General features: G+C 72.9%; 16 protein-coding genes. 11 read left to right on the top strand and 5 right to left on the bottom strand.

The window, feature by feature from the left end; all coding sequences use genetic code 11:
* Positions 1 to 25 precede the first annotated feature (25 nt).
* From HNR73_RS10980 to HNR73_RS11005, 6 genes are all read left to right on the top strand, one after another.
* Positions 26 to 400 (top strand): VOC family protein, encoded by a 375-nt coding sequence (locus HNR73_RS10980; protein ID WP_184787250.1) that lies wholly within the window; start codon positions 26 to 28, stop codon positions 398 to 400.
* Positions 401 to 507: 107 nt separating this feature from the next.
* Positions 508 to 1,035 carry a PadR family transcriptional regulator gene (locus HNR73_RS10985; RefSeq protein WP_184787251.1) on the top strand — a complete coding sequence of 176 codons (528 nt, stop codon included), beginning with the start codon at positions 508 to 510 and terminating at the stop codon, positions 1,033 to 1,035.
* Positions 1,032 to 1,712: an ABC transporter ATP-binding protein gene (locus tag HNR73_RS10990; protein WP_184787252.1), complete on the top strand. Its 681-nt coding sequence runs from the start codon at positions 1,032 to 1,034 to the stop codon at positions 1,710 to 1,712. The genes HNR73_RS10985 and HNR73_RS10990 overlap by 4 nt, the downstream gene beginning before the upstream one ends.
* The gene (locus tag HNR73_RS10995; protein WP_184787253.1) at positions 1,709 to 3,973 is read left to right on the top strand and encodes an ABC transporter permease; all 2,265 of its coding nucleotides are present in this window, start codon (positions 1,709 to 1,711) and stop codon (positions 3,971 to 3,973) included. Before HNR73_RS10990 ends, HNR73_RS10995 begins: the two co-directional genes overlap by 4 nt.
* A 110-nt stretch (positions 3,974 to 4,083) precedes the next feature.
* The gene (locus tag HNR73_RS11000; RefSeq protein ID WP_203686208.1) at positions 4,084 to 4,416 is read left to right on the top strand and encodes an ArsR/SmtB family transcription factor; all 333 of its coding nucleotides are present in this window, start codon (positions 4,084 to 4,086) and stop codon (positions 4,414 to 4,416) included.
* On the top strand, positions 4,416 to 5,135 hold the full coding sequence (locus HNR73_RS11005) for a cation efflux transmembrane domain-containing protein (RefSeq protein WP_184787255.1): 720 nt from the start codon (positions 4,416 to 4,418) through the stop codon (positions 5,133 to 5,135). The genes HNR73_RS11000 and HNR73_RS11005 overlap by 1 nt, the downstream gene beginning before the upstream one ends.
* 57 nt (positions 5,136 to 5,192) lie before the next feature.
* On the opposite strand, the gene HNR73_RS11010 is transcribed toward HNR73_RS11005, so the two are convergent.
* Positions 5,193 to 5,942 carry a hypothetical protein gene (locus HNR73_RS11010; RefSeq protein ID WP_184787256.1) on the bottom strand — a complete coding sequence of 250 codons (750 nt, stop codon included), beginning with the start codon at positions 5,940 to 5,942 and terminating at the stop codon, positions 5,193 to 5,195.
* 341 nt (positions 5,943 to 6,283) lie between these two features.
* Here HNR73_RS11010 and HNR73_RS11015 point away from each other — a divergent pair, with 341 nt between their 5' ends.
* Positions 6,284 to 11,767, top strand: a complete 5,484-nt coding sequence (locus HNR73_RS11015) for an ATP-binding protein (protein ID WP_184787257.1) — start codon at positions 6,284 to 6,286, stop codon at positions 11,765 to 11,767.
* 245 nt (positions 11,768 to 12,012) lie between these two features.
* Positions 12,013 to 13,782 carry an oleate hydratase gene (locus HNR73_RS11020; protein ID WP_184787258.1) on the top strand — a complete coding sequence of 590 codons (1,770 nt, stop codon included), beginning with the start codon at positions 12,013 to 12,015 and terminating at the stop codon, positions 13,780 to 13,782.
* Between the two features lie 7 nt (positions 13,783 to 13,789).
* Here the strand turns inward: HNR73_RS11020 and HNR73_RS11025 are convergent, their stop codons facing one another.
* Together HNR73_RS11025 and HNR73_RS11030 are read right to left on the bottom strand one after the other, a co-directional pair.
* Positions 13,790 to 14,374, bottom strand: coding sequence for an acyl-CoA-like ligand-binding transcription factor (locus tag HNR73_RS11025; protein ID WP_184787259.1), 585 nt, complete (start codon positions 14,372 to 14,374; stop codon positions 13,790 to 13,792).
* Positions 14,352 to 15,788, bottom strand: coding sequence for an MFS transporter (locus HNR73_RS11030; RefSeq protein ID WP_184787260.1), 1,437 nt, complete (start codon positions 15,786 to 15,788; stop codon positions 14,352 to 14,354). The genes HNR73_RS11025 and HNR73_RS11030 overlap by 23 nt, the downstream gene beginning before the upstream one ends.
* A 123-nt stretch (positions 15,789 to 15,911) precedes the next feature.
* On the opposite strand from HNR73_RS11030, the gene HNR73_RS11035 reads away from it, so the two are divergent.
* The 3 genes from HNR73_RS11035 to HNR73_RS11045 all read left to right on the top strand — a co-directional run bounded on the left by HNR73_RS11035 (position 15,912) and on the right by HNR73_RS11045 (position 18,700).
* Positions 15,912 to 17,333 carry an FAD-dependent oxidoreductase gene (locus HNR73_RS11035; protein WP_184787261.1) on the top strand — a complete coding sequence of 474 codons (1,422 nt, stop codon included), beginning with the start codon at positions 15,912 to 15,914 and terminating at the stop codon, positions 17,331 to 17,333.
* Entirely contained in the window at positions 17,320 to 17,883 is a 564-nt protein-coding gene (locus HNR73_RS11040) for a TetR/AcrR family transcriptional regulator (RefSeq protein WP_184787262.1), read from the top strand. The genes HNR73_RS11035 and HNR73_RS11040 overlap by 14 nt, the downstream gene beginning before the upstream one ends.
* 124 nt (positions 17,884 to 18,007) lie before the next feature.
* Positions 18,008 to 18,700 (top strand): cysteine--tRNA ligase, encoded by a 693-nt coding sequence (locus HNR73_RS11045; RefSeq protein WP_184787263.1) that lies wholly within the window; start codon positions 18,008 to 18,010, stop codon positions 18,698 to 18,700.
* On the opposite strand, the gene HNR73_RS11050 is transcribed toward HNR73_RS11045, so the two are convergent.
* Entirely contained in the window at positions 18,689 to 20,341 is a 1,653-nt protein-coding gene (locus HNR73_RS11050) for a HEAT repeat domain-containing protein (protein ID WP_184787264.1), read from the bottom strand. The genes HNR73_RS11045 and HNR73_RS11050 overlap by 12 nt on opposite strands.
* A complete protein-coding gene (locus HNR73_RS11055; protein WP_184787265.1) occupies positions 20,241 to 21,266 on the bottom strand; it encodes a DMT family transporter in 1,026 nt (341 codons plus the stop codon). Before HNR73_RS11055 ends, HNR73_RS11050 begins: the two co-directional genes overlap by 101 nt.
* Positions 21,267 to 21,272: the final 6 nt, after the last annotated feature.

The raw sequence follows: 21,272 nt of genomic DNA on the forward strand, positions 1-21,272 counted from the left end.
CCCGAGACACCAGGAGATACCGGTCATGGCCACCAAACTCTTCGTGAACCTCCCCGTCGCCGACCTCGCGCGTTCGCGGTCCTTCTTCACCGCCCTCGGCCTCGACTTCTTCGGCGCCACCGAGGACATGGCCTCGGTCGTCATCAGCGAGCACACCCAGGTGATGCTCCTGACGGAACCGGTCTTCGCCGGTTACGCCCATCGCCCGCCCGCCGTGGGGACCGAGGCGATCCTGGTCCTCGGGCTGGAGGACCGGGCCGCGGTGGACTCGCTGGTGGAGAAGGCGGTCGCCGCGGGTGCCGCCGGGCTGGGGCCCGCCAGCGAGGACGGCGGGATGTACCAGCGCGGCTTCACCGACCTCGACGGTCACCAGTGGGCGGCGCTGACGATCGGGGAGTGAACGGCGCGACGACGTCCCCGCCCACCGCACGGTGGGCGGGGACATCGTCGCGCAGAGACGGGAGCTGGCTATACACGCCATGTATACATCGTGTGTATAGTCGCCTCATGACAATCGGCCAGACCCTCCTCGGGCTTCTCGAAGAAGCCGGCCCACGACACGGCTACGACCTCAAACGCGCCTTCGACGAGCGCTTCGGCCACGACCGGCCGCTGCACTACGGGCAGGTCTACTCCACGATGTCCCGCCTGCTGAAGAACGGCCTTGTCGAAGTCGACGGCGTCGAACCCGGCGACGGGCCCGAGCGCAAGCGCTACGCCATCACCGAAGCGGGCGTCACCGACGTCGCCTCCTGGCTGGCGCAGCCCGAGAGGCCCGAGCCCTACCTCCAGTCGACGCTCTACACCAAGATCGTCCTCGCGCTGCTCACCGGCCGCGACGCCGCCGGGCTGCTCGACGTCCAGCGCGGTGAGCACCTGCGGCTGATGCGGGAGCTGACCCGCCGCAAGACCGAGGGCGACCTCGCCGACCAGCTGATCTGCGACCACGCCCTGTTCCACCTGGAGGCCGACCTGCGCTGGCTGGAGCTGACCGCGGCGCGTCTCGGCAGGCTGGCCGCGGAGGTCGGCGCGTGACCGGGCCGCTGCTGCACGCCGAGAACCTGCACAAGACCTACCGCTCCACGCCCGCCCTCGAAGGCGCCGGGCTCGCCATCTCCGCCGGGGAGATCGTCGCCGTCATGGGTCCCTCCGGTTCGGGGAAGTCGACGCTCCTGCAGTGCATGGCCGGCATCGTCCGGCCGGATTCGGGCACGGTCACCTACGACGGGCGTGTCCTGTCCGAGCTCGGCGACGCCGAGCGCAGCAGGCTCCGCCGCGCCGACTTCGGCTTCGTCTTCCAGTTCGGCCAGCTCGTCCCCGAGCTGACCTGCGTGGAGAACGTCGCCCTTCCGCTGCGCCTGGCCGGGCGGCGCCGTCGCGACGCCGAACAGGCCGCCCTGCCCTGGCTGGAGCGGCTGGAGATCGCCGGGCTGGCGGGCAAGCGCCCCGGTGAGATCTCCGGCGGCGAGGGGCAGCGGGTCGCCGTGGCCCGCGCGCTGGCCTGCTCGCCCCGGGTCGTCTTCGCCGACGAACCGACCGGCGCGCTCGACTCCCTCAACGGCGAGCGCGTGATGGAGCTGCTCACCGCCGCCGCCCGGCAGTCCCGCGCGGCGGTCGTGCTGGTCACCCACGAGGCGCGGGTCGCCGCCTACGCCGACCGCGAGATCGTCGTCCGCGACGGGCGGACCCGCGACCTGGAGTCGAGCCGATGACGGCCTGGAAGGACCTGGCGATGGGGGCCGGCTTCGCGTTGCGCGGCGGCCGCGAAGGCTGGGCCCGGACCGTGCTCACCGCACTCGGCGTCGGTCTCGGCGTGGCCTTGCTGCTGCTGGCGGGCGCCGTGCCGAGCGCCCTGGCCGAACGCGACGTCCGGGGCGCCGGCCGGGCCCCGCTGACCGGCGCGGAGGCCGCCTCGGCGAGCACGGTCCTGTTCGGCTGGGCCGACACCCGCTACCGGGGCGAGGACATCACCGGTTTCCTGGTCCGGCCCGAGGGCGCCGACCCGGTCCTCCCGCTCGGGCTGAGCGCGCTTCCCGGACCGGGGGAGATGGCGGCCTCACCGGCGTTGGTGGAACTCCTGGAGTCGCCGTCGGGCGCCCTGCTGCGGGAGCGGCTCGACTACCGCGTCACCGCCGTCATCGCCGACGAGGGCCTCGTCTCGCCCGCCGAACTGGTCTATTACGCGGGCAGCGACACGCTCGAAGTCCCCTCCGGCAGCGCCGAGCGGATCAGCGGTTTCGGGGTACCGGTCGTCGACGAGGACCTGGATCCGCTGCTGTTGTTCCTGGTGGTCATAGGTTTCGCCGCGCTGCTCATGCCGGTGGCGGTCTTCATCGCCACCGCCGTCCGCTTCGGCGGCGAGCGCCGTGACCGTCGGCTCGCCGCGCTGCGCCTGGTGGGCGCCGACCGGCGTGCGGTGCGCCGGATCGCCGCGGGCGAGTCGCTGGCGGGCGCCGTGCTGGGGCTGGGTTTCGGGGCGTTGTTCTTCGCGCTGGGACGGCAGTCGGCGAGTGGGGTGAGGCTGTTCGGGAAGAGTGTGTTCCCCGAGGATCTCGACGTCCCGCCCTGGCTGGCGGTCCTGGTGGCCGTGGGTCTGCCGGTCGTCGCCGTCGCGGTGACGCTGTTCGCGATGCGGGGTGCCGTGATCGAGCCCCTGGGAGTCGTCCGTGAGACGCGGCGGGTACGTCGCCGGGTCTGGTGGCGGCTGGTCGCTCCGGTCCTCGGCGCGGCGCTCCTGCTTCCGCTGGCCGGGCGCGAGCCCGGCAGCGGTTTCAGTCTCGTGCAGCTCGTCGCCGGGACACTGCTGCTGCTGACCGGTGTCACCGTGCTGCTGCCGTGGCTGGTCGAGGCCGCGGTCAGCCGGGTGCGCGGGGGAGGCGGCGTCTCCTGGCAGCTGGCGATCCGCCGGCTCCAGGTCGACAGCGGCGGTGCCGCGCGCCAGGTCAACGGGATCGCCGTGGCCGTCGCGGGGGCGATCGCCCTGTACACCGCGCTCGTCGGGATCGAGAGTTCCTTCACCGGCCCGACCGGGCACGACACCGACCGGGCCCAGCTCAGCGCGAGCGGGCGGTTCGGCGACGCCCTCACCGGCGTCGAAGGCGTCACCGGCACGGTGACCGTGGCCTCCGCGTGGCTCGCCGCGCGGCCGGGGGAGCAGCAGGATGTCCTGAACGTGACCGTCGGGTCCTGCGCCGACCTGGCCGAGGTCGCCGCACTCCCGTCCTGCGCCGACGGTGACGTCTTCATCGTCGACGGGGGCGAGACCAACGCGATCGGCCTCGCCGTCCCCGGGAACGACCTCCACGTCCTGTCCTCGGGCGCCGAAGGGCTCACCTGGACGGTGCCGGAGAACCTGACCCCGGCGGGGACGCGCCCCGACCCCGGTGGGGTGGTCCGCGGCGGCCTGTTCGCCACGACCGCCGCGGTGTCGCCGGAGTTGTGGGAGGCGGCGCCCCGGACGGTGTACGTCAGCGTCGACGCGTCGGTGCCCGACGTCGTCGAGTACGTGCGCAACGCCGTCCAGACCGCCGACCGGACCGCCTCGGTCGCGCAGCTGACCAGGATCGAGGTCAGTGACGAGTTCGCCGGCATCCGCACCGGACTGCTGGTCGGCGCCGCCTGCGTGCTGGCGCTGATCGGGGCGAGCCTGCTCGTCGGGCAGATCGAGCAGCTCCGCGAACGCCGGAGACTCCTGTCGACCCTCGTGGCCTTCGGGACCCGCCGCGCGACCTTGAGCCTGTCGGTGCTCTGGCAGACCGCGATCCCGGTCCTGCTGGGCCTGGTCGTGGCCTCGATGGTCGGCGCGCTCCTCGGCGGGTTCCTGCTGCGCCTGGTGGGACGCCCGATGAGCGTCGACTGGACGTCGATCGGCCTGCTGGCGGGCGTCGGCGGCGGTGTCGTGCTCACCGTGACCGTCCTGAGCCTGGCGCCGCTGGCGCGGATGATGCGGCCCAACGGGTTGCGGACGGAGTAGAGGAGTCGCCGGTCCGGTCGGTACGCGTACCGACCGGACCGGCGAGGTCCTGCGAACACCATGGTCCACGGAGTCGTGAATTCAGGATCTGCTGTACTGTCGGTCCCGTGCTGACGCTCGCCACCGAACTCGACGCCCTCACCCGCTTCGGCCGGGCCCTCGCCGACCCGATCCGCGCGCGCATCCTCGTCGCCGTCCGCGAGGCACCGGCCTACCCCTCCGAGCTGGCCGAACTCCTCGGCGTCTCCCGCACCCGGCTCTCCAACCACCTCGCGTGCCTGCGCGACTGCGGCCTCGTCGTCGCCGTCCCCGAAGGGCGGCGCACCCGCTACGAACTCGCCGACGCGCGCCTCGGGCACGCCCTCGACGACCTGCGCTCCGCCGTCGTCGCGGTCGCCGCCGGCGTCACCTGCCCCGACGCGGCCGGCAAGGGCTGCTGCTGATGACCTTCGCCCGCCTCGGGCCCTCGCCGGCCCGGCGTGATCTCCTGACCCGGCGGATCCGGCTGTTCGTGGCCGCGACCATCGCCTACAACCTCGTCGAGGCCGCCGTGGCCCTCACCGCCGGGACGATGGCGTCGTCGACGGCCCTCATCGGGTTCGGTCTCGACTCGGTCATCGAGGTGTCCTCGGCCGCGGCGGTCGCCTGGCAGTTCTCGGCCCGCGACCACGCCGTTCGCGAGGCCCGCGAGAAGACCGCGCTACGCGTCATCGCCGTGTCCTTCTTCGCCCTGGCCGCCTACGTCACGGTCGAGTCGATCCGCGCGCTCCTCGGTGGAGCCGAGGCCGGGCACTCCTCCGTCGGCCTGGTTCTGGCCGCGGTCTCGCTCGCCGTGATGCCGTTCCTGTCGTGGGCGCAGCGCCGGGCCGGTCGCGAACTCGGCTCCGCCTCGGCGGTCGCCGACTCCAAGCAGACGCTCCTGTGCACCTACCTCTCGGCGGTGCTGCTGGCCGGGCTGGCGGTGAACTCGCTGTTCGGCTGGTCGTGGGCCGACCCCGTCGCCGCTCTGGTCATCGCCGCCGTCGCGGTCAAGGAAGGCGTCGGCGCCTGGCGCGGCGACAACTGCTGCGCCCCGGCGGCCGTGCTCGTCGGCCGCGAGGATCCGAAGCCCGGCTCCTGCGGCTGTGAGCCGGGATGCGCGTGCTGCTCGCAGGGGGCGTAGGGGACTCGGGGCTCGCGTCGCCGTCGAGAGGCGGCGGGACCGGGTCCCGGGCGCCGATCACACGATCCGGTGCCGCCGTCGGTGGCGGCCGGGCGTGCGGGCGCTGGCCTTCACCTCGCGCACCGTCAGCACCTTCGTCGGCGACATCCAGCCCTGCGACGGCTTGTGCATCGCCCATCCGCCGCCGAGGGTGACGGCGGCGTGCTGGACGCGGCCCGCGTCGTCGCGCCAGACGAGGACGCTTCCGGCCTCGTCGTCGCTGCCGCCGGGGACGGTCCGTTCGGCGAGCCAGGCCTCGAAGGGCTCACGCTGCATCCAGACCTTCTCGGCGCCCGGCACCCCGGCGGCGGCCATCACGGTGCCGAAGCAGTTGGGGCCGCTGGCGTCGGGGAAGGTGCCCGCCAGTTCCTCGGCGCGCGGCAGCCGCCCGGCGAGGTCGCGCCAGGCTTCGGCGCCGGGCTCCCGGTGCCGGCTCGGCCGGCGGCCGCTCTCGACGTAGGCGACGATCCGCCGCAGCGTCTCGGCGTCGTCGCGCGACGGTCGCCGGTGCGCGCCCGGCTGGGCGTCGCGCACATCTCGCGGCAGCGCGCGCGCCTCGGCCCTGGTGAGCCAGACGACGACGTCGTCGCCGAGGGCGTAGAGCTCGAAGCTGTCGCGATGCTCCATGGGCAGCGGTGCGATATGGCCGGTCAGGCCGAGCTCGGCGGCGCGGCCGGGCGCGAGGGCGTAGGGCTGCCGCTCCGGCATGAGCCAGTCACGCCATCGGGTCAGGAGGTCGTCGGAGACGTCGATACCAAGTACGAGCACGGGGGGAGCGTACGACCGCGAGGCCCGGACGGCACGTCCATTTCGGCCGCTCCGCGGGCGCATGCGTGACGGGGACGGCCTCACCGGGTTCCGTCCGGCCGCCTCTCCGGGCGGGGTGGGATCATGAACCCGGCGCCGGTGGCACCGTCGCCCGCTTCGCCCACTATGGCCGCTTGGTGGCGTTCCGTCCGCGCGTGTTTGTATGGTTCCTACAAGCTTTGCCGTGTAGTTCGCGTAGCCCGCGGCATAGTGCTGTCGGTGCCCGAAGCGGAAGAGTGAAGACTGTGGGGAGCCGCCCGTGGGCGGCTCGCGCGTTGTCGGTCTACAGGAGGTTCCTACCGGTGTTCAGTCGTGTCGCCATCGTCAACCGGGGTGAGGCCGCCATGCGGCTCATCCACGCCGTTCGGGACCTCTCGGCGGAGACCGGGGCGCGCATCGAGACCGTCGCCCTGTACACCGACGTCGACCGGACGGCCACCTTCGTCCGCGAGGCCGACCTGGCCTACGATCTCGGCCCCGCCTCGGCCCGCCCGTACCTCGACCTCGACGTCCTCGCCAAGGCCCTCGTCGAGACCGGCGCCGACTCCGCGTGGGTCGGCTGGGGCTTCGTCGCCGAGGACCCCGCCTTCGCCGAACTCTGCGAGAAGATCGGCGTCACCTTCATCGGGCCCAGCCCCGACGCCATGCGCAAACTCGGCGACAAGATCGGCGCGAAGCTGATCGCCGAAGAGGTCGGCGTCCCCGTCGCCCCATGGAGCCGCGGCCCGGTCGAGACCCTTGACGCCGCCCTCGAATCCGCCAAGGGCATCGGCTACCCGCTCATGCTCAAGGCCACCGCCGGCGGCGGCGGTCGCGGCATCCGCGTCGTCACGAACGAGGCCGACCTCGCCGACGCCTACGAGCGCACCAGCCAGGAGGCCGCGCGCGCCTTCGGCAGCGGCATCGTCTTCCTGGAGCGGCTGGTCACCGGCGCCCGCCACGTCGAAGTGCAGGTCATCGCCGACGGCCAGGGCACCGCCTGGGCCCTCGGCGTCCGCGACTGCTCGGTCCAGCGGCGCAACCAGAAGGTCATCGAGGAGTCGGCGTCCCCGGTCCTCCCGCCCGAGCGGGTCCGCGAGCTCAAGGAGTCCGCCGAACGGCTCGCCGTCCGCGTCGGCTACCGGGGAGCGGCGACCGTCGAGTTCCTCTACCACCCCGGCGACGACCTCCTCGCCTTCCTGGAGGTCAACACCCGCCTCCAGGTCGAGCACCCGATCACCGAGTCCACCACCGGCTTCGACCTCGTCAAGGCCCAGCTGCACGTCGCCTCGGGCGGGAAACTCGACGGTGCGGCGCCCGCCGAACGCGGCCACGCCGTCGAGGCGCGCCTCAACGCCGAGGACCCCGACCGCGACTTCGCGCCCTCCCCGGGCCGCATCGCCCGCCTCGACCTCCCCGCCGGCCCCGGCATCCGCGTCGACACCGGGGTCAGCGAAGGCGACTCGATCCCCGCCGACTTCGACTCCATGATCGCCAAGATCATCGCCTACGGCCGCGACCGCGACGAGGCCCTCGCCCGCCTGCGCCGGGCCATGGCCGAGACCACCGTCGTCATCGAAGGCGGCGCCACCAACAAGAGCTTCGTCATCGACCTCCTCGACCAGCCCGAGGTCATCGACGGCAGCGCCGACACCGGCTGGATCGACCGCGTCCGCGGCGAAGGCCGCCTCGTCTCCCACCGCCACTCCGCCGTCGCCCTGGCCGCCGCCGCCATCGAGGCCTACGAGGAGGAGGAGCGCGCCGAACGCCAGCGACTCCTCTCCACCGCCTTCGGCGGCCGCCCCCAGGTCCGCCACGAGAGCGGCCGCCCCCTCGACCTGAAACTGCGCGGCGTCGGGTACCGCGTCCGCGTCGCCCGCGTCGGGGCGCAGCGCTTCCGCGTCGGCATCGGAGGCACCGCGAGCGGCGTCGAGAATCGTGTCGCCGACGTCGAGCTGGAGCGCTTCGACGCCCACACCGGCCAGATCAACGTCAACGGCACCCGCTACCGCCTCCTCACCGGCACGCACGGCCCCGTCCACCTCGTCGAGGTCGACGGCGTCACCCACCGCATCGGCCGCGACGAAGGCGGCGTCCTGCGCTCGCCGATGCCCGCGCTGGTCGTCGCCACGCCCCTGGAGGTCGGCGCCGAGGTCGAGGCGGGCGCGCCCGTGCTCGTCCTGGAGAGCATGAAGATGGAGACGGTCCTCCGCGCGCCCTTCAAGGCGCGGCTGAAGGAGTGCGCCGTCGCCGTCGGCAGCCAGGTCGAGACCGGCGCGGCGCTGCTGCGCCTGGAACCGGTCGCCGACGAGGAGGCCGACGCCGCCCCCGACGCGGCTCCCGTCGAACTCGACCTGCCCACGGCGGGCGAACCGACCACCCAGGACCGCGCCACGCGCGGCCTGGAGGACCTGCGCGGCCAACTCCTCGGCTTCGACGTCGACCCGCACGACGAGGGCCGCGTCCTCGGCGACTACCTCGCCGCCCGCTCGGCCGCCATCGCCGCCGGCCGCCGGCCCCTCGCGGGCGAGCTCGCGCTCCTCGACGTCTTCGCCGACCTCGCCGAACTCAGCCGCAACCGTCCCAGTGGAGAGGACGGCGGCAAGGACACCCACGTCCACAGCGCCCGCGAGTTCTTCCACACCTACCTCCAGAGCCTCGACGTGGAACGCGCCGGACTGCCCGCCGGGTTCCAGGCGAAACTCGCCAAGGCCCTCGGCCACTACGGCGTCACCGACCTGGAGCGCACCCCCGAGGTCGAGGCCGCGGTCTTCCGTGTCTTCCTCGCCCAGCAGCGCGCGACGGCCGACGCCGGCGTCATCGCCGCCCTCCTGCGCGCCTGGCTGCGCGAGCCCTCGCCGGAGGAGTCGATGCGCGAGCCCGCCGGGCTGGTGCTGGAGCGCCTCATGGCCGCCACCCAGGTCCGTTTCCCGGTGCTCGCCGACCTCGCCCGGGGCGTGGTCTTCGCGTGGTTCGCGCAGCCCCTGCTGCGCCGCAACCGCGCCCGCGTCTACGCGGGCGTGCGCAAGCACCTGCGCCACCTCGACGCCCACCCCGACTCCCCGGACCGCGCCGAGCGCATCGCCGAGATGGTCCGCACGACCGAGCCGCTCGTCCGCCTCCTCGGTCAGCGCCTCGACCGCGGCGACCGGGACAACTCGGTGATGCTGGAGGTCCTGACCCGCCGGTACTACGGCAACAAGGGCCTGTCGGGTGTGCGCACGGTCGAGGTCGCCGACTGCTCCTTCGTCATCGCCGAACGGACCGGCTCGTGGCTGGTCTCCTCGGCGGTCGCCTTCGACGGCCTCGGCGACGCCCTGCGCGGCCTCGCCGAGCTGGGCGACGGCAAGACCGAGATCGACGCCGACGTCTACCTCGCCTGGGAGGACCAGCCCGCCGACTCCGCGGCGATGGCCGCCGCGCTGTACGCCGTCGTCGCCGCCCACCCGCTGCCCAGCCGCGTCCGCAGGCTCACCACGACCGTCGCGGGCCGCAGCGGAGCGGTGATGCACCACCACTTCACTTTCCGGCAGCACGGCACTCTCCGCCGGGACGGCGCCGAGATGACCGAGGACCGCCTGATCCGCGGCCTGCACCCCTACATCGCGCAGCGCATGCAGATCGAGCGCTTCGGGAAGTTCGACCTGACCCGCCTGCCGTCCTCCGACGAGGAGGTCTACCTCTTCCGGGCCGTCGCGCGGGAGAACTCCTCCGACGACCGGCTCGTCGCCTTCGCGCAGGTCCGCGACCTGACCGAACTGCGCGAACAGGACGGCCGGCTCGTCGCCCTGCCGACCGCCGAGGACACCGTCGCGGCCTGCCTCGACTCGATCCGGCGCGCCCAGGCGCTGCGGCCCGCCAAGAACCGCTTCACCACCAACCGGGCCGTCATCTACGTGTGGCCGCCGGTCGACATCACCCGCGAGGAACTGGGCATGATCGCCGGGCGCGTGCGCCCGACGACCGGTGGCGCGGGCCTTGAGGAGATCCTGTTCATCGCCCGCCGCCGCGACCGCGAGACCGGTGAACTGCGCAAAATGCACCTCCGCATCTCCTTCAACGCCAACCGCGAGGCCGAACTGACCTTCGGCGAGCCGACGAGCGAGCCGGTCGAGCCCCTCGACGACTACCGCCTGAAGGTGCTGCGGGCCGCCGGCCGCAACGCCGTCTACCCCTACGAGCTGACCGGGCAGCTCGGTGACTTCGTCGAGCACGACCTCGACGACGCCGGCGAACTCGCGCCCGTCTCGCGCCCGAAGGGCCGCAACTCCGCCGCGATCGTCGCCGGTGTGGTCACGAGCCGCACCGAGCGGCACCCCGAAGGCCTCACGCGGGTCGTGCTCCTCGGCGACCCGACGAAGTCCCTCGGCGCGCTGTCGGAACCCGAGTGCCGCCGCGTCATCGCCGCCCTCGACCTCGCCGAGCGGATGCGCGTGCCACTGGAGTGGTACGCGCTGTCGGCCGGCGCCCGGATCTCCATGGAGTCGGGCACCGAGAACATGGACTGGGTGGCCGCCGCGCTCAAGCGGATCGTCGAGTTCACCCAGGACGGCGGCGAGATCAACATCGTCGTCGCGGGCATCAACGTCGGCGCCCAGCCGTACTGGAACGCCGAGGCGACGATGCTCATGCACACCAAGGGCATCCTGGTCATGACGCCGGACTCGGCGATGGTCCTGACCGGCAAGCAGTCGCTCGACTTCTCCGGCGGTGTCTCCGCCGAGGACAACTACGGCATCGGCGGCTACGACCGTGTCATGGGCCCCAACGGGCAGGCGCAGTACTGGGCGCCCGACCTCGCCGGCGCGCGCGACATCCTCATGGCGCACTACGACCACACCTACGTGGTCCCCGGCGAGGACGGCCCCCGCCGAGCGGTGACGACCGACCCCGCCGACCGCGACGTGTCCGGTTTCCCGCACGCCGTCGAAGGCAGCGACTTCACCACCGTCGGCGAGATCTTCTCCGCGACGGCCAACCCCGACCGCAAGAAGCCCTTCGACATCCGCACGGTCATGCGGGCGCTCGCCGACCAGGACCACCCGGTCCTGGAACGCTGGGCCGGGATGGCCGACGCCGAGACCGCCGTCGTACAGGACGTGCACCTCGGCGGGATGCCGGTGTGCCTCCTGGGCATCGAGTCGCGCTCGGTGCCGCGTCGTGGTTTCCCGCCCACCGACGGCCCCGACACCTACACGGCGGGGACGCTGTTCCCGCGCTCGTCGAAGAAGGCCGCGCGGGCGATCAACGCCGCCAGCGGCAACCGGCCGCTCGTCGTCCTCGCCAACCTCTCGGGCTTCGACGGCTCCCCGGAGTCGATGCGCAAACTCCAGCTGGAGTACGGCGCCGAGATCGGCCGGGCGATCGTGAACTTCCGCGGGCCCATCGTGTTCTGCGTGATCTCGCGGTACCACGGCGGCGCGTTCGTGGTGTTCTCCAAGGCGCTCAACCCGAACATGACCGTGCTCGCCCTCGAAGGGTCCTTCGCCTCGGTGCTGGGCGGCGCGCCCGCCGCGGCCGTGGTGTTCTCCGGTGAGGTCAAGGCCCGCACGGCCGCCGACCCGCGCGTCCGCGAGCTGGAGGTCCGCGTCGCGGCCGCGTCGGGGACCGACCGGGCGACGCTGACCGCCGAGCTCGACGAGCTGCGCGGCTCCGTCCGCGCCGAGAAGCTCGGCGAGGTCGCCGCGGAGTTCGACGGCGTGCACGACATCCGCCGCGCGGTGGAGGTCGGCTCGGTGGACGCGGTGATCGGCGCGGCCGAGTTGCGGCCGCGGATCATCGAGGCCATCGAGGCGCGACTGAAGTGACCCGGGTTCCCCGGGCGGCCGCGTGCCGCCCGGGGCTCATCTCCGGGATCCACTCCGCGCGCGCCGCCGCCCGGAAGCGGCCCGGTCGTGGTCACCGACCGCGAACCGGCCGGGACGCCCGGCCTGGACGCGCGCCCGGCCTGAACGGCAAAGCCCGGCACTCCCGGCGCGCCTTCGTTAGCGTGTGATTCGTCCGGACTCCGCCGGGGTTCGGCCGTTTCGCACCATCGAGGACCGGGGGCCCGATGTACTACAGCAGCGGCAACTACGAGGCCTTCGCCCGGCCACGCAAGCCCGACGGCGTCGACGGTAAGTCCGCCTGGTTCGTCGGGGCCGGGCTGGCCTCGCTGTCGGCGGCGGCGTTCATGATCCGCGACGGCCGCATGGGCGGCGAGCGGATCACGATCCTGGAGCGCCTGAAACTGCCCGGCGGGGCCCTCGACGGCATCAAGGAGCCTCGCCGGGGCTTCGTGATCCGCGGCGGCCGCGAGCTGGAGGACCACATGGAGTGCCTGTGGGACCTCTTCCGTTCGATCCCGTCGATCGAGGTCCCCGACGCGTCGGTGCTCGACGAGTTCTACTGGCTCAACAAGGACGACCCGAACTACTCCCTCCAGCGCGTCACCGAGAAGCAGGGCCTCGACGCCCGCACCGACGGCCTGTTCACGCTCAACGCCAAGGCGCAGAAGGACCTCGTGCGGATCTTCCTCGCGACACGCGAGGAGATGGAGGGCAAGCGCATCACCGACGTCACCGGGGAGGACTTCCGCGCCAGCAACTTCTGGCTGTACTGGCGCACGATGTTCGCCTTCGAGGAGTGGCACGGGGCGCTGGAGTTCAAGCTGTACCTCCACCGCTTCATCCACCACGTGGGCGGGCTGCCGGACTTCACCGCGCTGAAGTTCACCAAGTACAACCAGTACGAGTCGCTCGTCCTGCCGCTGACCCGCTGGCTCATCGACCAGGGTGTGACCTTCCGCTTCTCCACCGAGGTCACCGACATCGACTTCGACATCACCCCCGAGCGCAAGCGCGCCACGCGCATCGCGTGGGTCGCCGACGGTGAGCCCGGCGGCGTCGAGCTCGACGAGGACGACCTGGTACTGGTCACGATCGGTTCACTCACCGAGAACTCCGACAACGGCGACCACCACACCGCCGCACGCCTCGACGAGGGCCCGGCGCCCGCCTGGGAGCTGTGGAAGAAGATCGCCGGCCGCGACCCGTCCTTCGGCCGGCCGGAGGTGTTCTGCGGGAACATCGCCGAGAGCAAGTGGGAGTCGGCGACCGTCACCACCCTCGACGCCAGGATCCCCGAGTACATCCGCCGCGTCGCCAAGCGCGATCCCCTCAGCGGGCGCGTCGTCACCGGCGGCATCGTCACGATCCGCGACTCGTCGTGGCTGATGAGCTGGACCGTCAACCGCCAGCCGCACTTCAAGCAGCAGCCGCCCGACCAGGTCGTCGTGTGGCTCTACGGGCTGTTCGTCGACCGGCCCGGCGACTACGTCACGAAGTCCCTCGCCGACTGCACCGGCGAGGAGATCACCCGCGAGTGGCTCTACCACCTCGGTGTCCCCGTCGGCGAGATCGACGAGATGGCCGCCACCGGCGCCAAGTGCGTGCCGGTGATGATGCCCTACGTGACCTCCTTCTTCGCGCCCCGGCACGCGGGGGACCGGCCGGACGTGGTGCCCGAGGGTTCGGTCAACTTCGCCTTCATCGGTCAGTTCGCCGAGACCACGCGCGACACGATCTTCACCACCGAGTACTCCGTGCGGACCGGGATGGAGGCGGCCTACCGGCTGCTCGGCGTCGAGCGCGGGGTCCCGGAGGTCTTCGGCTCGACCTACGACATCCGCAAGCTGCTCGACGCGATGTACCACCTGCGCGACGGTGAGCGGTTGCGCCTCCCGGGACCCGAACTGCTGCGCAAGCACCTGCTGAAGCGGCTCGACGCGAGCGAGGTCGGTGAGCTGCTGACCGAGTTCAGGCTGCTTCCCGAGGGCGACTGACGCGGCCTCAGAGGCGCAGGCCGCCGCCGAGGAAGGTCATGGCGCGGTCGACGTACTCGGCGAGGGGCCGCCGCCCGTTCTCGCGGGCCCAGGCCTGGAGCGCGCTGCCCCACGCGCCGACGGCGGCGGCGGCGAAGGCGTGCAGTTCCAGGTCCTCGGCGTCGCGGCCGAGGCGTTCGGCGAGGGCGGCGGCGAGGGTTTCCTGCGTGGCGAAGGCGTGGTCCATGCGGCTGGCCCGCAGCTCGGGTTCGCTGAAGGCGAGCCGGATGCACAGGAGCATCTCCTCGGGCGTCCCGTCGAAGTCGCCGAGGGCGGCGAGGACGGCGTCACGGAGGCCCTCGACCGGGGCGACGCCGTCCGGCAGGTGCCGGACGGCGTCGACCATGACCGGGTCGACGTCGTTGTCGAGGACGATCTGTTCCTTGGTGGCGAAGTAGCGGAAGAAGGTCGACGGTGAGACCTCGGCCGCCTCGGCGATCTGGCCGACGGTCGTCGGGCCGAAGCCCCGGGCGGCGAACAACCGCAGCGCGTGCTCGCGGATCGTTCGCCGCGTCCGGGCCTTCTTCTTCTCACGCAGTCCGGGCGAGGTCATGGGTCGATTCTGTCCCCTGCCGGGGCGGCTCGGCCCTGCCGGGCAGGAACAGGCCGGTCAGGACGCCGGTGATGACCGCTCCCACCGCGCAGACGGCGAGGACGACCGCCATCCCGTCGACGATCCCGTCCGGTGCGGCGGTGTCGAGTCGCGCGGCACCGGCGATCGCGGTGAGCAGTCCGCCGAAGACGGCGACGCCGAGGGCGCTGCCGACGCCGCGCAGCGTCTGGTTGAGGCCCGAGCCGACGCCCGCGCCGGCCGGGGGGAGCGTCAGCAGGATCACCGTCATCGCCGGGACCATCGAGGCGCCGACACCGGCACCGGCGAGGGCCGTCCACGTCGCGAGGAAACCCGTGCCGCTGTCAGCGGTGGTCAAGACGCCGAGACCGAGACCGGCGGCCAGGGCGGCGATCCCGCCGGTCACGGCGGCCCGGAAACCGAGGCGTTCGAGCAGTACGGAGCCGAGTTGCCCGCCGACGAGCATGCCGGCGGCGAAAGGCAGCACCGAGAGGCCGGTGGCGATCCCGTCGAGGCCGCGCACGATCCGCAGGTACTGCGGGAAGACGAAGAGCAGCCCGGCGAGCGCGAGGGAGACGTAGACGGCGGCGGCGGTTCCCCAGAGGAAGTTGCGGTCGCCGAAGAGCCCGAAGTCGACGGTCGGGCGCCGGGAGCGCAGCTGGCCGCGCACGTAGACGGCGAGGAGCGCGAGCCCGAGGGCGGCGGGCGCGAGGACGTGCGCGCCGGTCCAGCCGTGCGTGGGGATGGCGATGACGCCGTACATGGCGGCGGCGAGGCCGAGCACCATCGTGGCCGTGGCGGCGGGTGCGACGCGGGGGCCGTTCCGGTCGCCCGACTCGGGGAGGGTGAGGGCGCAGGCGATCAGCGCGAAGGCGATGATCGGGATGTTGACCAGCAGGACCGAGCCCCACCAGAAGTGGTCGAGCAGGAAACCGGCGAGGACGGGTCCGAGCGGGAAGCCCACCATGCCCGCGACCGACGCGAAGGCCATCGCCTTGCCGATCTGTTCGCGGCCGAACACCGTCGGCAGGATCGACATGGTCAGCGGCAGGATCGCCGCGGCCCCGGTGCCCATGACGGCCCGGGCGGCGATGAGGACGCCGACGTCGGTGGCGTAGGCGCCGAGCAGCGAGCCCGCGCCGAACACGGTGAGGGCGGCGAGCATGACCTTCTTCCGCCCGACGCGGTCGGCGAGCGCTCCGGCCGGGATGAACAGCGCGGCCATGACGATCGTGTAGGCGTTCAGGACCCACTGGAGGGGGCCGGTGCCGGTGTCGAACTCCCGGGCGAGGGTCGGCATCGAGACGTTGAGGACGGTGGTGTCGAGGTCGACGACGAGGACGCAGAGCATCAGCGCGCCGAGGGCCCACCAGCGGCGGGCGGGGGAGACGGGCATGGACGCACCTCTCAAAATGGAAGTCGCTGTCATTTGAGAGTAGCTTCCATATTTTTCCGGGATCCTCGGGGCTTGATTCGCTATAAAAGTAGCGCTACGTTTGTAGCGAATCGAGGAGGAAGCATGAGCGACGTGATCATCGTGGGAGCCGGGCCGACCGGCCTGACCGCGGCCTGCGAACTGGCCCTGGCCGGGGTCTCCTGCACCGTCCTGGAGCGCCGCGCGGAGGAGTCGGGCGTGGTCAGGGCCTTCGGCCTGCACGCCCGGGCCCTGGAACTGCTGGACGCCAGGGGTATGGGCGACGAACTGGTGCGGAGGGGCAACCCGCTGCGGACGGTCCACCCGGCCTACGCCTCCCGCGTGGACTTCGGGCGGCTCGACACCCGCTACCCGATGCTGCTGATCGTGCCGCAGAGCGGCACCGAGACGATGCTCGCCGAACGGGCCGCCGAGCTCGGCGTGACGGTCCGGCGCGAGGCGACGGTCACCGGGCTGAGCCAGGACGACCACGGCGTCCAGGTGGCCCTCGCCGACGGGAGCGTGCTGGAGTCGCGGTACGTGATCGGCGCCGACGGCGCGCACAGCACCGTCCGCGAACTCCTCGGCGTCGGCTTCACCGGCGAGGCCTACGCGCTGCCGATGCTGCTGGCCGACGTGCGCATCGACGGCGGCGAGGTCCCCCCGATCACGCAGATCGGCCCCGACGGCGCGGTCGTGACCATCCCCTTCGGTGACGGCTGGTTCCGCGTCGGCGCGTGGCTGCGGACCCCACCCGAGGGTGAGCCCGGTTTCGGTCACCTCCGGGACGCCTTCCGGAGGATCGCCGGCACCGACCACGGCATGAGCGAGCCCCGCTGGTTCTCGCGCTTCACCGCCGAGCGCAAACAGGCCGGCGCCTACCGCGTCGGGCGCGTCTTCCTGGCCGGGGACGCCGCCCACGTCAACTCGCCGATCGGCGGGCAGGGCATGAACACCGGCGTACAGGACGCCTTCAACCTCGGCTGGAAGATCGCCGCGGCCGTCCAGGGCCGGGCACCGTCCTGGCTGCTCGACGGCTACCACGCCGAACGGCACCCCGTCGGCGCCGCCGTCCTGGCCTTGACCGACCACCTCACCCGCCTCTCGCTGACCGGTTCGGCGCTCCGGCTGACCCTGAGCCGCTGGGCCATGGCCGCCGCCCTGCGCACGGCCCCCGGGCGCGGCCGGATCCTCGGCACCCTCTCCGGACTCGGTTTCGCCTACGCCCCCGGCGCGCACCCGCTCGTCGGCCACCGGGTCGCCGACCGCGCGACCGACCGCGGCAGGCTCTACGAGGTCCTGCGCTCGGGCCGCTTCGTCCTGCTCGCCGACGGCGACGTCCCCGCCCCGTGGCGCGATCGCGTCGACGGCGCCCGGCCCGTGGACCCGCAAGGGCCTGAGGCGATCCTCGTCCGGCCCGACGGTTACGCCGCCTGGGCCGGGGACCGAGAGGGCGTCACCGCGGCTCTGATGGAATGGTGCGGTCCGGCAGACCGCAGCCACCGGGGAGACCATGCCGCCGCCTAACGCGCGCCGCCGCGAACAGCTCGCCGACGCCGCCGTCACCGTCCTCGCCGCGCACGGCTCGCGCGGCCTGACCCACCGTGCCGTCGACACCGCGGCCGACGTGCCCGCGGGGACGACCTCCCGCTACTTCCGCACCAGGGAGGCCCTCGTCGACGCCGTCGTCGAGCGCATCACCCGGCGCCTCGCCGACCGCGTCGCCGCCGTCCGGATCCGCCCCCTCGAACGGGCGGATCTGGAGGACGCGCTCGTCACGACCCTCACCCGGATGCTCGACGAGGACGACGTCCTCGTCCTCTTCGAGCTGCACCTGGAGGCCACCCGCGACCCGGCCCTTCGCGGAGTTCTGACCGCGGCCCTCGCCGAACGCCGCGACCTCATCCTGCGACAGTGCCGGGTCGCCGGCGTCGACGTCACCGGGGAGGACGCCGAACTCCTGGAGATGGGCGTCCTCGGCATCCTGTTCACGACCTTGACGACGGACGCTCCCGGCGGGCCGGGGCCGCGCGTCCGCGCGGCCGTCGGGGGCCTGCTGTCGCGGTATGCGGCCTGACACCCGCTTCGTCACCCGTCCGGGTGTGATCCGCCGAACTCCGGGCACCCCCGCGCGCATGTCAGCGTCTCAACGGGCGAAAAGGGGTCGGTGCTACCCGCCCTCGGTGTGGCAGGCTGCGCGCATGTCCACGAAACTCCCCCGTATCGACACCACGTGGATGTTCGACCTAGTCTCGGACGATCCACGCCACCGCGGTGTCGCCTTGGCCCGCAACGACATGGCCAACGACGCCTACCTCACCGCCGCCGACGCCTATGGCGACGTGTGGCGCGCCATCTGGGCCCTGCGCGACGAGGGCGAAGACGTCCCCGCGCACCTCGTCGCACGCTGCGACCAGGTTGAGCGGGCCCTCACCGAAGCCACCGAGAGCACCCTCAACGGCCTGGCCGCCAAGTTCACCGAGGCCGCCGACGACGACGAGCACGAGGCCCTCGCCCCCTACGCCGCCCTGTTTCTCACGCTGGAGAACCGCTACCCCGACACCTGGGAGAGTTCCGGCGGAGCCCCCTGGGGCCTCAAGAAGCGCGTCCTGCGTGCCTTCGAACAACTCGGTGTTCCCGACTCCTGCCGCGCCATGCTCGCCGAAGCCGTCATGGACGCCGCCTTCCGCCTCCAGCGCCGCGAAGACCGCCGCTACCCGTACCTCGCCAGGCTCGTCGACTCACCGGCGCTGCGCGACGAACTCGCCGAGGCCTACGAGGTCGAGGACGTCGTCGTCGCCGCCCGCGCCGGATATCTCCTCTGGACGCTGGAGAACCCGGCCGCCCCGGTCAGCACGGCGAGCTGGCGGGACTGGATCGTCTCAGGCTTCTAGAATCCGCTCCGCCGCGCGCCGCCAGGCCTCGTCCTCGGTGAAGACGCGCCAGCCGCCGAAGTAGCGCAGCCGGCGGTCCTCGGCGAGAACCCTTCGCGCGATGGGCTTCGCCTCCGCCGCGCCCATCTCCGCCAGGTGCGCGATCGCCGCGCGCCCGACGGGCAGCGCCCGCGGACCGTCGAGGGCCTCCTCAACGACGGGGACCAGGATCCGCGCGGCCACGGTGACCTCGCCGGTCGCGCGCCACAGCCGGTGGGCCGCGCGGGTGCGCCTCCACGAGTCCGGATCGGACAGCTCGGCGGCCTCCGGCGGTGACGGTGTGCTCGGCGCGATCGCGTCGAGCGCCTGCCGCGCCATGTGGTCGGCATCGGTGCCGACCAGCGCCTCCACCTCGGGCCCGGCCGCCGACGCCCGCGTCCCCCAGGCGACGAGCGTGTGCAGGTAGTCGAGCCTGGCGGAGTGCGGCCCGGCCGCCAGCCTGGCGCGGACGGCGGTCAGCACCTCCGGCACGAACGCACCCGGCACCAGCTCGGCGAGCTCGCCGAGCGAGGGAAGCGACCAGACGTGGGGCAGCGAGTCGTGTCCGCGCGTGTGCCGCTCGCCGGTCGCGATCGCCTCACATAGCACCGGGACACAGCGCGCGTCGCCGGTGCGGACGAGCGCCCACAGGGCGGCGTCGGCGACGCCGGCCGCCGGGTCGCCGAGGTGGTTCGCGTACAGGCCGGGCAGGGGAGCGGCGACGGCCGCGAGCACGCCGAGGGCCTTGCGACGGGTGTCCGGGCCGTCCATGAGCGGCGTCAACAGCGAGATCAGCCGCGCGTCGAGGTCGCGGTGTTCCGCGAGGAGCAGGTTGGCCAGTCCGATCGCGGCGAGGCGCCGCGACGGTTCGGGGTGTTCGGCGAGCACCCCGACGACCGCGAGGTAGTCGGCGGGTGTGAGCGCGGGGCTTTCGGCGGCGAGGATCGGCCGGTGGATCTCGGGCTCGTCCATGCCGCCCAGGGCCGTGAGGACGGCGGCCAGTTCGGCCGTGTCGACGGTGGAGCCGTTCCGCGCGTGCGTCTTGAGCACGGCGTTGACCGCGACGGTGGGATCCCGGTCGTCACGGAGGGCCGCGATCCACTCACCGTCGCCGAGTTCCTCCAGGGCGTCGAGGAGGTCCGCTCGCACGATCGCGGCGGGCTCGCGCGCGAAACGGCCGCGCAGCCCCGCGATCGCGGCGGGCGCTTCGTGCCGGGAGTGTCCCAGCGCCCACGCGGCGGAGCGGCGGACGTCCTCGGCGGGGTCGTCCAGGAGTTTCGCGACGCGCGGGAACGCCGCCGACCAGGCCCGCCCCCAGCCGTCGTCGATGTACGCGGGATCGACCCCGGCGGCTTCCCTGGCGAGGAACGCGATGAGTTCGACGTGCTCGATCCGGTCGGCGGCGCCCGGCGCCTCGATCAGGTCGAGCAGGAACGGCAGCGCCGCCGTCGCCGCCGGGCAGACCCAGCCGCCCTGGTGGAGGAGCAGGTTGTCGAGCGAATCATTGGCGTTCGCGGCGGGCTCACCCCTCGCCGCGGCCCTCAGCAGGCCGGGGATGTTCTCGGCGGTGCCGTAGTTGTGGCGCAGCGTCGCCCAGGCGATGTCGTCGATTCCTTCGAACACGCCTTAAGTTCCCACGCGAGGCCACCGCCACGCCCGCGAGGGCGACGGCGGCGCCCGCGACCGTCGCCGCCGTCACCGCCGGGCCGAGCGCGAGGTCGAGCACGATCGCGCCCGCCAGCTGCCCGGTGATCGTGCACAGCCCGAGGATGAGCACGCCCAGGTGCCGCACGGCCAGGACCGCGATCGCGATGAACCCGATCCCGACGACGCCGCCGGTGTAGAGCAGCGGGTTTCCGGGCCACCGTACGTTCAGGCCACCGGCGAGGGCGTGCACGGCGAGCGCGGCGAACAACGCGGTCGTGCCGGTGACGAAGTTGATCAGGGTCGCCGCGTAGCCCGACGAGACCGCCCGGACGTGCCCGTTGACTCCCTGCTGCCAGCTCACGCAGACGCCCGCGACCAGCGGTAGCACCAGGAGCCACGGTGGGAGATCCGTGTCGGCGCGGCCCGCCAGGGAGATCGCGGCGGCGGTCAGGACCAGCAGCGCGCCGAGCGCGCGGGCGGTCGTCACCGGCCGGCGACCCGACGGCGACAGGCCCGCGACGTCGAAGGCCAGGCCCCCGGCGACCTGCCCGGCCACGACGGCGATCGTGAACAGCGCGACCCCCGTCACGGAAGCCGCGATCGACTGCGACAGCACCAAAAAGGCCCCGCCCAGTCCGCCGAGGACCTGCCACGGGCGCAGCCCGCCCGAGCGGACCGCACCGACCACCGCGGCGGCGCTCGCGCGTGCCTTCCGCGACAACGGCAGGCACGCGGCCAGCACGGCCAGCCCTGAACCGAAGGACCAGGCGGCGGCCGCGTAGCCGTCACCGGCGGCCGCCCCGAGCTGTCCGTTGATCCGCACCTGGGTGACGATCATGAAGCCGGAGAGCACGGCGAGTGCCGCCCACGACAGCGTCGCGGTCCGTGTCGGGCGATCCATGCGCGG

The organism is Phytomonospora endophytica (assembly GCF_014202425.1).
Classification (GTDB): domain Bacteria; phylum Actinomycetota; class Actinomycetes; order Mycobacteriales; family Micromonosporaceae; genus Phytomonospora; species Phytomonospora endophytica.

What these genes read in the sequence shown, in the direction of transcription:
- HNR73_RS11025 (WP_184787259.1), bottom strand. Translation starts at nt 14,374, where the DNA reads ATGACCTCGCCCGGACTGCGTGAGAAGAAGAAGGCCCGGACGCGGCGA.
- HNR73_RS11020 (WP_184787258.1), top strand. Translation starts at nt 12,013, where the DNA reads ATGTACTACAGCAGCGGCAACTACGAGGCCTTCGCCCGGCCACGCAAG.
- HNR73_RS11040 (WP_184787262.1), top strand. Translation starts at nt 17,320, where the DNA reads ATGCCGCCGCCTAACGCGCGCCGCCGCGAACAGCTCGCCGACGCCGCC.
- HNR73_RS10985 (WP_184787251.1), top strand. Translation starts at nt 508, where the DNA reads ATGACAATCGGCCAGACCCTCCTCGGGCTTCTCGAAGAAGCCGGCCCA.
- HNR73_RS11055 (WP_184787265.1), bottom strand. Translation starts at nt 21,266, where the DNA reads ATGGATCGCCCGACACGGACCGCGACGCTGTCGTGGGCGGCACTCGCC.
- HNR73_RS11035 (WP_184787261.1), top strand. Translation starts at nt 15,912, where the DNA reads ATGAGCGACGTGATCATCGTGGGAGCCGGGCCGACCGGCCTGACCGCG.
- HNR73_RS10980 (WP_184787250.1), top strand. Translation starts at nt 26, where the DNA reads ATGGCCACCAAACTCTTCGTGAACCTCCCCGTCGCCGACCTCGCGCGT.
- HNR73_RS11045 (WP_184787263.1), top strand. Translation starts at nt 18,008, where the DNA reads ATGTCCACGAAACTCCCCCGTATCGACACCACGTGGATGTTCGACCTA.
- HNR73_RS10995 (WP_184787253.1), top strand. Translation starts at nt 1,709, where the DNA reads ATGACGGCCTGGAAGGACCTGGCGATGGGGGCCGGCTTCGCGTTGCGC.
- HNR73_RS11005 (WP_184787255.1), top strand. Translation starts at nt 4,416, where the DNA reads ATGACCTTCGCCCGCCTCGGGCCCTCGCCGGCCCGGCGTGATCTCCTG.
- HNR73_RS11030 (WP_184787260.1), bottom strand. Translation starts at nt 15,788, where the DNA reads ATGCCCGTCTCCCCCGCCCGCCGCTGGTGGGCCCTCGGCGCGCTGATG.